Annotated in this window: 12 protein-coding genes and 1 tRNA gene; 7 read left to right on the top strand and 6 right to left on the bottom strand. The window is 45.4% G+C overall.

Annotated elements, in window-relative coordinates; translation table 11 throughout:
* Positions 1-62: 62 nt before the first annotated feature.
* The 4 genes from L5M38_RS09470 to L5M38_RS09485 form a co-directional block, all read right to left on the bottom strand.
* Positions 63-836, bottom strand: a complete 774-nt coding sequence (locus L5M38_RS09470; RefSeq protein ID WP_263178940.1) for a substrate-binding periplasmic protein — start codon at positions 834-836, stop codon at positions 63-65.
* 216 nt (positions 837-1,052) lie between these two features.
* A complete protein-coding gene (locus L5M38_RS09475; protein ID WP_263169309.1) occupies positions 1,053-2,141 on the bottom strand; it encodes a methyl-accepting chemotaxis protein in 1,089 nt (362 codons plus the stop codon).
* A 258-nt stretch (positions 2,142-2,399) separates the two neighbouring features.
* Entirely contained in the window at positions 2,400-3,773 is a 1,374-nt protein-coding gene (gene mgtE / locus L5M38_RS09480) for a magnesium transporter (protein ID WP_173243187.1), read from the bottom strand.
* A gap of 19 nt (positions 3,774-3,792) precedes the next feature.
* Positions 3,793-4,500 carry a hypothetical protein gene (locus L5M38_RS09485; RefSeq protein WP_263178941.1) on the bottom strand — a complete coding sequence of 236 codons (708 nt, stop codon included), beginning with the start codon at positions 4,498-4,500 and terminating at the stop codon, positions 3,793-3,795.
* Between the two features lie 798 nt (positions 4,501-5,298).
* On the opposite strand from L5M38_RS09485, the gene L5M38_RS09490 reads away from it, so the two are divergent.
* Positions 5,299-6,519 carry an endonuclease/exonuclease/phosphatase family protein gene (locus tag L5M38_RS09490; RefSeq protein ID WP_263178942.1) on the top strand — a complete coding sequence of 407 codons (1,221 nt, stop codon included), beginning with the start codon at positions 5,299-5,301 and terminating at the stop codon, positions 6,517-6,519.
* Between the two features lie 280 nt (positions 6,520-6,799).
* Positions 6,800-7,990 carry a class I SAM-dependent rRNA methyltransferase gene (locus L5M38_RS09495; RefSeq protein WP_011788387.1) on the top strand — a complete coding sequence of 397 codons (1,191 nt, stop codon included), beginning with the start codon at positions 6,800-6,802 and terminating at the stop codon, positions 7,988-7,990.
* A gap of 185 nt (positions 7,991-8,175) precedes the next feature.
* On the opposite strand, the gene rpiA is transcribed toward L5M38_RS09495, so the two are convergent.
* Positions 8,176-8,838, bottom strand: a complete 663-nt coding sequence (gene rpiA / locus L5M38_RS09500; protein WP_028761507.1) for a ribose-5-phosphate isomerase RpiA — start codon at positions 8,836-8,838, stop codon at positions 8,176-8,178.
* 251 nt (positions 8,839-9,089) lie between these two features.
* On the opposite strand from rpiA, the gene L5M38_RS09505 reads away from it, so the two are divergent.
* The 4 genes from L5M38_RS09505 to L5M38_RS09520 are packed head-to-tail and all read left to right on the top strand — an operon-like array spanning position 9,090 to position 12,130.
* The gene (locus L5M38_RS09505; protein ID WP_263178943.1) at positions 9,090-10,022 is read left to right on the top strand and encodes a DUF808 domain-containing protein; all 933 of its coding nucleotides are present in this window, start codon (positions 9,090-9,092) and stop codon (positions 10,020-10,022) included.
* A 35-nt stretch (positions 10,023-10,057) separates the two neighbouring features.
* Positions 10,058-10,990, top strand: coding sequence for a 3'-5' exonuclease (locus tag L5M38_RS09510; protein ID WP_263178944.1), 933 nt, complete (start codon positions 10,058-10,060; stop codon positions 10,988-10,990).
* On the top strand, positions 10,987-11,145 hold the full coding sequence (locus L5M38_RS09515; RefSeq protein ID WP_168822757.1) for a hypothetical protein: 159 nt from the start codon (positions 10,987-10,989) through the stop codon (positions 11,143-11,145). The genes L5M38_RS09510 and L5M38_RS09515 overlap by 4 nt, the downstream gene beginning before the upstream one ends.
* A gap of 40 nt (positions 11,146-11,185) precedes the next feature.
* Positions 11,186-12,130, top strand: a complete 945-nt coding sequence (locus tag L5M38_RS09520) for a hypothetical protein (protein WP_263178945.1) — start codon at positions 11,186-11,188, stop codon at positions 12,128-12,130.
* Positions 12,131-12,238: 108 nt separating this feature from the next.
* Here L5M38_RS09520 and L5M38_RS09525 read toward each other — a convergent pair whose 3' ends face one another.
* Complete coding sequence (locus L5M38_RS09525; RefSeq protein ID WP_263178946.1) at positions 12,239-12,577, bottom strand: PBPRA1643 family SWIM/SEC-C metal-binding motif protein; 339 nt, start codon at positions 12,575-12,577, stop codon at positions 12,239-12,241.
* Positions 12,578-12,958: 381 nt separating this feature from the next.
* Between L5M38_RS09525 and L5M38_RS09530 the strand changes: the two genes are divergently transcribed.
* Positions 12,959-13,035, top strand: a tRNA-Trp gene (locus L5M38_RS09530).
* Positions 13,036-13,549: the final 514 nt, after the last annotated feature.

Raw genomic sequence — 13,549 nt, forward strand, 5'->3', positions numbered from 1 at the left:
TTTTAAAAGAGCAATAGAGTTTAGCTCTCAGCATTCAGCACTTAGAATTTAGATCAATGGGTTTAGTTGCTAAACCCGATACGTTCGGTTTGCATGGGCGGCGCATCGTTGGGGAGCCAAGTATGGTAAATCGTTGCGAAGGTGCCATCTGCTTTTATCGCTTCTAGGCTGTTTTTCCACTGTTCGATCACATCATTGGGTGTGCCTTGTGAGAAGGCAATGTAAAGATGATTAGCACTAATCGTGAAGAGCGACTCTACATCATCAATGCTCGCGCCCGCATCCGACAGAATACTCGGCGCGGTGAGATTGGCATTACACCAAAGATCGACACGTTGCTTCATCAATTGTTTTGCACTCAATAAGGGCTCGGATGAGGCGGCAATATTCGTAAATCCCAGTTCGAGCAATAGGCGTTCTTCCACCGAGGCACGATAGACACCAATTGCCTTAGCTGTCTTTGCATCCTCTATAGTGGTTATTTTTATACCGCTATTTTTTAAGGCATAAAAATTAGTCGTGCCGACAGCAACAGGCCCAATCATAGTAAACATTTGCTCCCTTTCTGCTGTGCGCGTCATAGTAAACAACACAGTATTAGGTTGCTCGGTCAGCATTTTCCAGCCGCGAGCCCAAGGTACGACCTTGATTGGATCTGGGTTCTTTATGCGCTTTTGAATTTCTTGTACTACCTGTACAGCTAAACCATCGGGTTTGCCATCGACAGAAAAGCTGATTGGTGACCATTCTTCGGTATAGATGTTGAGCGGCTGCGCGCGAAGAGAAACTGCACTGCTAAGGGTAAGTGATAGCAATAAACTTGTGACTAATTTCATTAATAACCCTAAAAATTAGAATGTTATAATTGAGTTTCACTGCTTGCTCTTGAAACGATTAAAGATGAAGGCTGTGCTCAAATCAAGTATAGCTAGGGGTTCATTTTCTAAGATTAAATTTACTATACCGTTTTGAACGATAAAAAAAGAGCGCGAGTATGGCGCTCTTAGGTAGGCTTATTTATGGGTGATAGCTTATCTTTCTGTGCCTATATATCACGCTCGATATACATCTCGCATAAGGTTATCAATGCAATGCACAACACGCATACTGGCGTCTTCCATTGAGTGCAGTTGTTTGACCATCTCAGGCAAATTACCTTTTTGTCTCGCATTGAGCGCTGCCTTTCCTGCCTCGTGTACCGCTTTATGTGGTGCATCTAATGCTTTGAAGTTACTTAAATGCTGATAATTCTCGGCACCAAACCCTTTGAAATACCATTGCCCTAGGCGGCACTCAGTGTGTGAGTTCACATTGTGGTTATGCTGTGGTTTTTCAATTAATTGATAAACGCTACTTTTCCAGACTGCGTGGTCGAGCTTAGTGGTATTCAAGAATGACGCTGTGGCTGCGTTATGGATAACGTGCTGCATTTGTTTTGAGCGTTGCAGGACATCTTCAACGACTTGGCCAATTTGGGTTGATGAGGTGGCTACATCAACGGCACTGCTTTGATTATTATGAACAATTTCTTTAATCTCAGCCGCTTGCGCGACGATTTGTTTCACGAGCTTTTCAATATGGCTACTGGCTTCATGGGCTTTGCTTGCAAGCTGGCGCACTTCATCGGCCACCACGGCAAACCCCCGTCCCGCTTCGCCTGCACGGGCGGCTTCAATGGCGGCGTTCAATGCCAGCAAGTTTGTTTGTTCTGAAATTCCTTGAATTGCCGCGACAAATTGATTGATTGAAGAGGTCGTAGCATCGAGTTCTGTGACAGCTTTCATGCTGTTCGATGCTTGATCATTAATATAAGTCGCTCTAGTGCCTAAATTGGCAATGGCCACACGAGTTTGGTCAAAAACGTGATTGAGTTCAGACAGTGATTCTTGTTCTGCTGAGAGCAATTCGGCACTGTTGGCTAAGCCTTCGCGCACGGCATTAAGCATATCTCCGCCTAGGTTTTGGCAGGCGATCACTTCAGTGTAGTGGTCTGCATTTTGGCGTGACTGTTGCTGCATAGTCTCATTTTCACGGATCATGCCACGCAGTTCATCGATTTCATTTTGGTGTTGGCGTTCTAGTTGGATGAGTCGCTCTTTAAGCGCCTGATTTTCAGCTTTGAGCTGGGAATTAAACCACATATAAAACCTCTCAAGTCGCTAGGACTATCACTATTGCTTATCGACTTACTGTGACTGGGCTCAGCGGTAAATACTGCAATGTTAATAAAAAGTAAAACGATTCAGGTATGGAAATATTAACTGATCTTTAAGCTTTATTCTTAATTTTTTTAAGGTTATTGAAGCTTTTATGCTTTGTCATAAATGGGTTAGTACTATCGAATGATAAGTGAACCACGCTAAGGTTAACTTAGCTTGGTTCACTTTGAGGTCTTAGGTTTATGGCATAGGTAAGTCGAGCACCACAGTGGCTATGCTGAAATACACGAGTACACCTATGATATCGGCGATGGAGGTGATGAGTGGCGCACTAGCAGCTGCAGGGTCCATCTTTAACTTGCTCAGTAAGAAAGGCAGAGACATACCAATCAAGCTGCCAATAATCACCACAATTTGCATTGTGAGTGCCACAACCAGCGCGATTTCAGGTCCGCCGCGCCAAAATCCTAGCAAGGACACTGCAGCTGCCATGCTGGCTCCTAATAATCCGGCGACAAATAACTCGCGCCCTAGCATAGATAACCAATCTTTGAGAACCACTTCCCCTGTAGCTAAGCCGCGTACCATTAAGGTCGACGATTGTGAGCCCGCATTGCCGCCGCTATCGATCAGTAGCGGCAGGAAGAAGACTAAAGAGACATAACTGGCAATGGTGTCTTCGAAGAAGGCGATCCCCGCTCCCGAGAAAATATTACCAAAAACCAAGATTACCAGCCAAACCACGCGCTTGCGGTAAAGTAAGCCTATGCTGGCTGTCTTGAGGTTATGGTCAATATTGCCGATGGCCGCGGTTTTCGTGAACTCAAGATCCGCCTGTGAGCTGGCGATATCCATAGCATCATCATAGGTGACAATACCGACAAGCTGGCCTTTGCCATTGACTACAGGCAGCGCCATCAAGTCGTAATGGGCGATCATCTGCACCGCTTCTTCGCGAAAGGCATTGGCATCGAGCGCGACGGGATCGGGCTTCATAAAATCGACCACTCGCTCGTGCGGTTGCGCCAGCAATAGCTGTCTTAAAGACACAGTACCAATCAAGCGACCTAACATGTCCACCACATAGGTTTGATAAATGGTTTCCTTATCAGCGGCCTCAGTGCGTAGGGTATCAATGGCTTCTGCCGCAGTATGGCGGCTATTGAGCAAGGTGTAATCCGAAGTCATGACCGCGCCGACTTTAGCTTTATCATAGGCGGCGAGGGTGCGCATATCTTCCCGTTTGGCCAATGCTAGCGCAGGTAAAATCGCCGCTTGCTGGGTTTCATCGAGCAGATTATAGAGATCGGCACGTTCATCTGCTGCCATGTGAACCAGCAGCGCAGATAGCGTAGTTTTATCTAATTGCTGTACTAAGCTGGCTTGCAATTCATCGGTCAGATAGCGAAACAAATTGGCGCAAACCTTAGGTGAGGCCAGTTGCAATAATAGGACTTGTTGAGCTTGATTAAAGACGTTAAATACGGCTGCAATATCGGCAGGGTGGCGTTTTTCGGCTAATTCAGCCATGGCGCTGGCACTGCGTTGCTCGATAATCATTTGCAGGTTATGGATGATTTTTTTAGTGTTGTTTGTGCTGTTATTCATGTTCATAGTTCATTCTCTCAACGATCTAGTGACCAAAGTAAAAGGTGATGTCTGCGCCAAGTTGCAGCGCGTTGCCACGAAGGGCATTGCCTAAGCTCAATTCCAGCTGTAGCTGTTGTTGCGGCGAGTGTTGATAAGCGAACTGATAGGTAGTCTCGCTCAATTCTTTTTGATAAATCTCGGCTATCACGCGATGGTGACTACTGAGTTCATACGCTGCCGCGATACCCACAAGTAATTGGGTTGATTGATTAAACTCATGGGTAAAACCTAAATTGGCATAGAGACTGACATCGGAATCGCCTAAGGTTTTGCCAACAATGCCGAAGACTTCGGTGGCTAATTCGTTACTGGCATCGAGGTTTTTCTGCAAGTTGATTACCAGTGCGCTGTGCCAATCATCCTGTTGCTGCTCTGGATCTGAGTGGGAGTTTACGTTGAGCGGTAGCTTAATGCCGACTTCTGCTTGCTCCTCACGAATATCGTCATTGGCATTGGACGCTAATCCTAAATGCCATTCCCATTGATTGCGGCTGCAAGTCGTGGCCGCGTTAAATTGTGGGCGCGCATGATCCGACCTAGGTTGTTGCCAGCCCATTTCTAATTCACAGCGCTCCGCGAGGGCGGGATCATCTACTTCGAGATGGGATGCCGCCGCACTCATGCTGTAGTACAAGCTGATACTTGCACAGGATAAAGATCGCAAAATTGATGTGTTGTTTATGTAAGCCATATTTAGGCTCCTCAGATGTAAACCCATAGGTGTAAATCCATAGGTGTAAATCCATAGGGAAAACGAAGTCCACTGAGGCAAAAAACTTGCTTTGAGATGCAATAAATACACATAACTGAATCCCAGCAAAATGCTGGAATTGCTAAAGCGCAGCCATAGGCTCAGGCTTATTGTCTGTGATTGATATTTTGGGGGGAGGCTGAGTGAAGAATGTTTCACACTACTACCCTGCTTAGCAGGTAGCAGCAAATATTGCGGGCTAGTGCTAGGCGTTAAATCCTGTCTTTTGGACAGGGCATCTACTGTCGCTTATGTGTGTGCCCACAGTGGGTCTCCGCAATGATTAAAGTCGCCACATTCTAAGGGACTGAAATGTAAAGTCAACCGCACATGTTATTACATATGTTTTTGTTTGAATTTACACTTTAAGTAAAAGTTAATTTTATGATCATTCTTGGGCGTGCGTGATTTTGTTGGGAGTGCTGATGGTTTTGTGTACTAATTATTGTTGTGTGATTGTTTGTTTTTTGCGGGTAGGGGTTGATTTTTGTTGTCGGATTTAACTGTGATATTGAATTGTGGTTTTTAACGGTATGACTTATCTCAGTAAGCTGTATTTGAGTCGCCAGAGATGAGTTAACACTTTATCCATAATGGGGAATTTGGCATTAGCGCACTTCGGGTATACCCTTGTCGTGCCTGCGGTGAGTCATTGTGCTCACTCAGATTAAGTCAGATTAAGTCAGATTAAGTCAGATTAAGAGAGTTTGCTGTATTCAGATTTTGGGGGATTAAGCTGTGGCACACAATATTGATGAGTTGGAATCAATGGCTGCACTTATCGATCATAAGTGCACCGCGAATATCAAGATCGCCAGTATCAATCTGTTTAACTTTATTGAGCCGCCTTTGGCTTACTATGATTTTGAAAATATCTATAGCCATGGGCAATGGCAGAAAAAGTGTCAGTGGTTGAGTAAGTTTCTCGCACATCGCCAGCTCGATATTGTGGGATTTCAAGAAGTGTTTAGCACTGAACCGCTTAAGCGAATCGCTCGCGAGCAAGGTCTAGGGTATTTTGCGGTCGTTGATGAGCCAACTCTTATCAGTGATTACATTTATCGCAGCCCTGTGGTCGCGCTTGCCTCCCGGTATCCCATAGTGGAAATCAGCAGTGTCGAACCTGATGCGCGTTTAGTGGCAGCCATGGGATTATCGAGTGAATTTGCCTTTAGCCGTAAGGTGCTGCACGCAACCGTTGAAGTGCCACACATCGGCAAGTGTGACTATTATGTGGTGCACTTTAAGTCAAAACGCGCCGGATTAGCGCTCGAGCCTAAGCTATTTGAACATCAGCCTCTTGAACATCAACCTCTTGAACATCAACCTCTCGGACATCAGCCACTTGGTTTAGATAATTTAGCGCCCGCAGCGAGCATGAAACTGCATTCAGAAACCCAATTACTCACAGAGCAAGCCTTAGGTCGCTGGGCATCCACCATGCAGCGCGGGGCAGAAGCAGCATTATTATTCAATGGCATATTGGTACGTAGGCAAGAATCTAAACATCCCGTTATCGTGATGGGGGACTTTAATGACAGTCTGTCGATGGGGGCCTTAGATGCGTTAACGATACAGGGCGAGAGTATCCACAGTAATGACATTAAAGCCGCTGGCCTTGGGCATTTATCGGATGCGGCGTTAGCGGCGGTGTTTGCTCAGTATCAACTTAAAGATGCCTATGAGTTATTTATTGAAGCGAACTTGAGGGACAGTTTGACTGGCAATACCGCTTACCATAGGGAACACAGAGCGGCGACCCATTACTATGGTCCTAAAGGTTCAGTGCTGGATTATATTTTGCTTTCGAGTGAGTTTGATGCGAGCCATGGCCGCAGTTTAGCGCAAGTCGTAGATTATCAGACTTGCGATAGACACTTAGTCAGACCTGAATATGAACGCGACGCCTACAGTACTGACCATGCACCCGTCATTGTTGAGTTAGCGCTACGTAGCTAAGCTCTCGTGTTTACTGATTAATTCGTCTTATTTCAAATCATGTCTGTTGTCTTTACGGTTTTGTTAGCGTTGTGTCATTAACCATTCCAACATCATTTCGCATGAATATCATTCAGAATTAACTGTTAAAATAAGGTATGATCGGCCACCCGTGGATGATGGTAAATAAGCGCTTCGGCGTGTTCGGTACTCGCACTTAGGTGGCATTGGGTATATCATCCGTTTCCCATTTTTAGACAGCAGCCCTTTTTTAGTGGCGGCCCTATTTTTAAAGGCAACTATGGCTATCAGAATCAAACTTAAACCCGGCCGCGAGAAGTCACTCGAGCGTCGCCATCCTTGGGTATTTTCCAATGCTATTCATAACATTAAGGGAAAACCTGAAGCGGGTGAGACAGTCGATGTGGTCGCGCATGATGGTCATTGGTTAGGTCGTGGTGCTTGGTCGCCTGAGTCGCAAATTCAAGTGCGGATTTGGACTTTCGATCGCGAAGAAGAAATTGATCGCGCGTTTTTTGCCAGACGTTTACAGCGGGCGCAAATCGGCCGTAACGATTTAATCCGCGAGCAAGGCTTAACAGGTTACCGTTTAGTGGCTGCTGAGTCCGATGGTTTACCTGGGATTACCATCGACAGATATGCCAATGTGCTGGTGTGCCAGTTACTGAGCACAGGTGCTGATTTATGGCGCGATACCTTAGTCGAGCTATTGGCTGAGCAATATCCTGATTGCGCTATTTATGAGCGTTCCGATGTGGATTCCCGTAAGAAAGAAGGCCTGCTGCCTGTTACCGGTTTACTGCACGGCACTCTGCCTGAAATGCCGGTGATTATCGAAGAAAACGGCATCAAGATCGCCGTCGATGTGATTAAAGGCCATAAGACAGGTTTCTATCTCGATCAGCGTGATAACCGCGCCATTGCCGCCCGTTTTGTCAAAGATAAATCGGTATTGAACTGTTTTTGCTACACGGGGACTTTTGGTCTGTACGCTGCGAAAGCAGGCGCTGCCAGTATTGAAAACGTCGATGTGTCTTCTCTCGCCTTGGCGACAGCGCGTCTCAATATGCAAGTGAACGGTTTGAGTGATGACAATGTGCATTACAATGAAGCCGATGTGTTCAAGTTGCTGCGCCAGTACCGTGATGAAGGCAAAACCTTTGATGTGATTGTGCTCGACCCGCCTAAGTTTGCGGATAATAAGGCACAGTTAAACGGGGCTTGCCGTGGTTATAAAGACATCAACATGATTGCATTGCAGTTATTGAATCCGGGCGGCGTGTTATTGACCTTCTCTTGCTCAGGATTAATGCCTGCGGATCTGTTCCAAAAAATCGTGGCCGATGCTGCGCTCGATGCGAAACGTGAAATCCAGTTTATTGAACGCTTAAGCCAAGCGAGCGATCACCCTATCGGTAGCGCCTTCCCAGAAGGATTCTACTTAAAAGGTCTAGTTGCCAGAGCTTGGTAAGCAAAGCGTTTGATATAAGCTGTCTGCGATGGGCAGCTGAGTCAGATAACATTGAACCCTAAAAAGAACCATAAAAAATGCCAGCCCTTTGAATAAAGTGGCTGGCATTTTTACAGCGTATTTTTTACTGTGCATTTTTACAATCAGCAGCCTTGTGACTGCGATGGATTCTTTAAACGCAGAACTTATTTGGCGGTAAAGGTTTTTACGCCATCAGGGGTGCCGACTAACAACACATCTGCGCCGCGTTTAGCGAACAGACCGTTAGTGACAACACCGACGATCTCATTGATCTGACTTTCCAATTCTTTTGGATTAAGGATCTTAAGATTGTACACATCGAGGATCACGTTGCCGTTATCGGTAACAACGCCTTCACGGTACACAGGATCGCCGCCAAGTTTAACGAGTTGACGCGCCACATAAGAGCGTGCCATCGGAATGACTTCTACGGGTAGTGGAAATTCGCCTAGTATGTCGACTTGCTTAGTGTTATCCACGATACAGATAAACTTCTCAGCCACAGCCGCGACAATTTTCTCGCGAGTTAATGCCGCGCCGCCACCTTTAATCATATCCATGCGGTCGTTGATTTCATCGGCACCGTCCACATAGACAGATAAACGATCGACGCTGTTTAAGTCATAAACGGGAATACCCAGCGCTTTCATTTTCTGAGTTGATGCCTCAGAGCTAGAGACTGCGCCTTCGATATCGGCTTTCATGGTCGCCAGTGCATCGATAAAGTGATTCACAGTCGAACCCGTACCAACACCAACAATGCTGTCTTTTTCAACGTACTTAAGTGCGGCCCAACCGGCAGCTTTTTTCATTTCATCTTGAGTCATGTTGACATCCTGTAACGGCAAATGAGTAAAAAATTCTGTGCTTAGTATACTCTTTTCCGATAAATAATGTGGCGCAATTCCACCGCGGGTGTGATCTAGATTGCTGGCATTTTCACATTAGCAAGCAGTCCCAATAACGTAAGTAACTTAAGCAGTTAAGTTGGAAAGCATTTCGCTATACGCAACTAATCTAACTAAGCTACTATGGCAAAAGCAGAATGGTTTATAGATGATTTGTAGAGGGATTTAGCATGGCAGGCGCGAGTTTATTAACCTTACTTGACGATATCGCATCGATTTTGGATGACGTAGCGGTAATGAGTAAAGTGGCGGCAAAGAAAACCGCGGGTGTACTGGGGGATGATTTAGCCCTCAATGCCCAGCAAGTGACGGGCGTAAGCGCCGATCGTGAATTACCCGTAGTGTGGGCGGTGGCTAAGGGATCATTTCGTAATAAGTTGATTTTAGTGCCAGCAGCAATGCTTATCAGCGCTTTTATTCCCTGGGCTGTCACCCCTTTATTAATGTTTGGTGGACTGTTTTTATGCTACGAAGGGTTTGAAAAACTGCATCACAGCTATAGCCATAGAAAAGGCCTGCAACAACACGAAACCCAAGTAGAGAATGAGTTACCTGAGATTAAAGATTTCGCCGCCTACGAGGCCGAAAAAGTCAAAGGGGCGATTCGTACCGACTTTGTGTTATCAGCGGAAATTATTGCAATAACCCTTGGTATCGTGGCGGACAAATCTCTATCGACACAGTTTTTTACGTTAGCTGTCATTGGGATAGTCATGACAATAGGCGTGTATGGCTTAGTGGCGGCAATTGTGAAAATGGATGATGCGGGTTTGTACTTGAGTCAACGTGAAGGTGCCTCTGTATTAACTCAAATGAACCGTAAATTAGGTTTTGGTTTATTGAGTGCAGCTCCCGTATTAATGAAAAGTTTAACGATTATTGGCACGGCAGCCATGTTTATGGTGGGCGGTGGGATTTTAACTCATGGCCTACACCTAGTCGGCGAGCAAATCCACCATGCTGAACAAGCGGTTGCTGCCATTGGTGTTGTTGGACCTGTGTTTGCTGTGCTGACGCCAAGTATTCTTAATGGCTTATTTGGTGTCGTTGCTGGCGCTGTTGCACTTATTGCGATGACAGGAATACAGAAATTGCGTAGTTAACTAGCTGCGCGCATCAACCATCAAGGATGAGCACAATGAAGTTAATGAAGTACTGTGTCTCCCCGAGTAAGCTGGCTTGGTTACGTAAAGAGTTTGGCAAAGATGCCGATGGATTAATAGCGGCAATGGATGCTGCTGGCACGGCTTATCTTGATAACCTCAATGCCTTGACCGAGCTGCAGAAAAGTGAGCAGGTATCGGCCAAGGCTGAATATGCGATTAAAGCTAAAACTCAACTTCAAGCGCAGCGTCAGTGGGCATATTTGTGGCTGCAGCAACGTATCGCTTTGACTACACGTATTGATGATATTGAACTTGCAGCATTAGCAGCTTTTGAATTTCAACATGTCCGCATCGAGGTGGTTGAGCCGTCGGAGTTCGATGCGGTTGTCGCGCGATTACAGGTTGAGCAAGTCTTAGGTTTTGATACTGAAACCCGTGCAAGCTTTGAGCGCGGCGTGCAACATCCCTTGAGTCTTATTCAAATCGCGACAGTGGATACCTGTTATTTATTTCAGCATGCCATTTTGGGTGAGCAATTCACCCAGTTAAAAGCCTTATTAGAAGATGAAACCATACTCAAAGTCGGGGTTGGTTTACGCAGTGATGCACACGCTCTCAGGCGACAATGGGGCATTAATGTCGCATCAACATTAGATTTAAATTGGGCACTGGCTCAACTTGGAGCGGAGAAGGAAATGGGGACGCGCCAGTTAGTTGCGGCGCTTTTGGGTGTTCGTATCGACAAACCTAAAAAAGTCACCTTATCGAATTGGCAGCTCGTGCCTTTATCCAGTGCGCAAATTCATTATGCCGCCGCCGATGCCTTGGCCGCACTCAAATGCTTCAACGCGTTAATCACTCAACTGACACCCTTTTATCATGCATCGAGTGCCGCAAAAGCCGCATTATTAATTCCTTCAAGTTTGATAATGCCATTGGCGAAATATTTTAAGGATGCAGAATGAAACACAAAACCCAAGATGCCGCAAAAGTTAAAATCATGTCATTACATTCGGATGCGAGCTCACAAGGCACCAGTACTTTAGGTTTGATTTACCGCGTACTTGGCATCTTACTTCTGTTAAGTGTTATCACTTTTGGGATTAATGCTTGGGCATAGATAGCGGTATTGCCAGCAGTCGAAAATAAAGGAGAACACTATGTTAGATGCTATTTGTGAACTCGAAACAGAGGATCATTTAATTGCGAGAACGACTTATAGTGTTTTTAAGTTTCAACAATTACCCGATGAGGATATCGAGCGTTTGCGGCAATGGTTAATTTGCCCCGCCTGCGGTGGTAAAGCATATTTCCGTAAAGCCTCAAAAGACGGTAAAGCCGCTTGTTTTGGCTCGCGATATCACCAAGCTGATTGCATTGAATTTAAACCTTCAGCACAAAAGTCCCGTGAGGAGCAAGATGCCATTGAAGTGCAGCAACAGCTGGTGGACGCCGATGCCTTAATGATCGACTTTAGCCGTAAACCTCGTCGCCATTCACCTGCAAACAAAGTTTCGACTGCACAGGTATTAACCAGCAAGACTGAGCCAACGCCTAAATTGTCCTCTATGCCTGAGCCATCGAAAGTGTCTATTGCATCGTCAGTGGATGATCGAATACAAGAGTCGAAAACAGGCTACCAAGTTAACACCGCTGAACATACCACTGAAAAACGAGTGCCCAGCCAAGGGCTCGAAAAGTTACTCCACAGTTTATTGCGCGGCACAGATTTGGCGAAATCGGATCTCTGGGTATACACAGACGCTGAGCGAAAATACCGTTGGCGGGCGAAGAACCTGTTTGTCAATTTTGCCGATGCGGACCCAAGCGACAATAAACCCCACATGTATTGGGGCACGATATCCCACACTGACCCGACGATGAGCTGGCTTAACCCCGCCGACAGTAAAGATATCGGCATTCCTATCGATGGGATAAAGCAACCATTATTAGCGCAATTTGAAATAGAAGATAAACGCTGCTTTGAAGGCGCTGGTTTAATTTTATTTGGTAAATGTTTTTGGAATAAAGAAAAGACCCGCAAAATTATTCAGCTATGGAATAACGATTTGCAGCGGATTTTTATCTCAAAGTTGGAAGATTAATTGGCTTTGGGGAGAGAAACTAAAAAGAGGGGGGAGAAAAGGGGCGATTCCCGACGCACAAAAGCGTTACAGCAAAAGTCCCTATCTATATCACGCTGATGAAAGCGCTTACTTGCCGCAGCACTTCTTGAATTTTTGACCGCTACCACAAGCGCAAGGCTCGTTACGATTCGGTTTTTTCTCGAAAGTCGTGGTCTTAGGCTTATTTAATAAACCGTCTAATTCAACAATATCTTCAGCGACGTCGGCATTGACTTCGATATTGGCGAACAGCTGGTGTTCGGCAACAATCGCGGCAACTTCGAGTTTACGCGCTTCGTCGGCAACAATTAATTGTAATGGTAATGCTTCTGTACCCGGTTTAGCGGCACGCTTAGTGTTGTAGCCATAGCTTTCGTGCTTCGGCTTGGGGGTTTTACGACCCTTGAAGAAAAATTTGTCAGACATGAGTGGTTCCGTCGAGCTGTGTATGAAATTGACGATGCTTATACTATAAAACGCCGATTTTATAAATCGAACTCAGATCTTTTTTCGATAAATGCGCGTCTTTAACCCTTAAGCACCTCAAAATGGCCGAAACGGCACACTTATTCGACGTCATCAAACTGATTTGTTGTGGGATCATTTAGTCTAGTTACCTTTAATCTATGGGCTTTAAACTAAGTATCTACTACGCCATTAAGCTAATATGCGATGGCTTTTTAATCTCAGTGGCAGTTAAATCAACAGCAATAGCCTAACTTGTTTGAAAAACCTTCAGTTAATGAGTTTTGCCATAAAAAGTACTTTACCTTTGGAAGTGCTTTTAGCATAATGCCCCACGTCAACAGGGGTGTAGTTCCAATTGGTAGAACAGCGGTCTCCAAAACCGATGGTTGCGGGTTCGAGTCCTGCCACCCCTGCCAAATAAAACAACGGCTTGCATAGAAATATGCGAGCCGTTTTATTTTGTGTCGAATAAAACGGAAAAAATGATTTTGCTTGGATTGAATAACTCGCCATTTTTTAACGCTACCCATTGCCGGTACTATTTCCATTTTTCTGTCGTAACTCTCCACATAACTGCGGCTTGTAGGCTCATTTACTGTCAATGCTTGTTCATCAAATAGGTTGTTGTCGAAGCCACTAATCCGCCAGTTTCTAGCCTGATAATCGATGCTAAAGCGAGTTACCATATAATCATCTGAACTGTTATCGCCGTTATAAATCGAGCTGCCTGCGCTATCAAAGTCTTGGCTGTGTTCGAAATAAGATAGGCCGATAAAACCACGGTTATTTAAATCAAAACGGTATTTATCCCATCTAAAATTTACCAATGTGTGACTGTTTGTGCCGTTACCTGTGTAAAAGTTTGCATCGAACCTTTGTCCGTCATGAACCCGCAGTACATTGATCAAGCCTATTAGCTGTCAGAAATGA

This window comes from Shewanella sp. SM101 (assembly GCF_025654465.1).
In the GTDB taxonomy this organism is placed as follows: domain Bacteria; phylum Pseudomonadota; class Gammaproteobacteria; order Enterobacterales; family Shewanellaceae; genus Shewanella; species Shewanella oncorhynchi.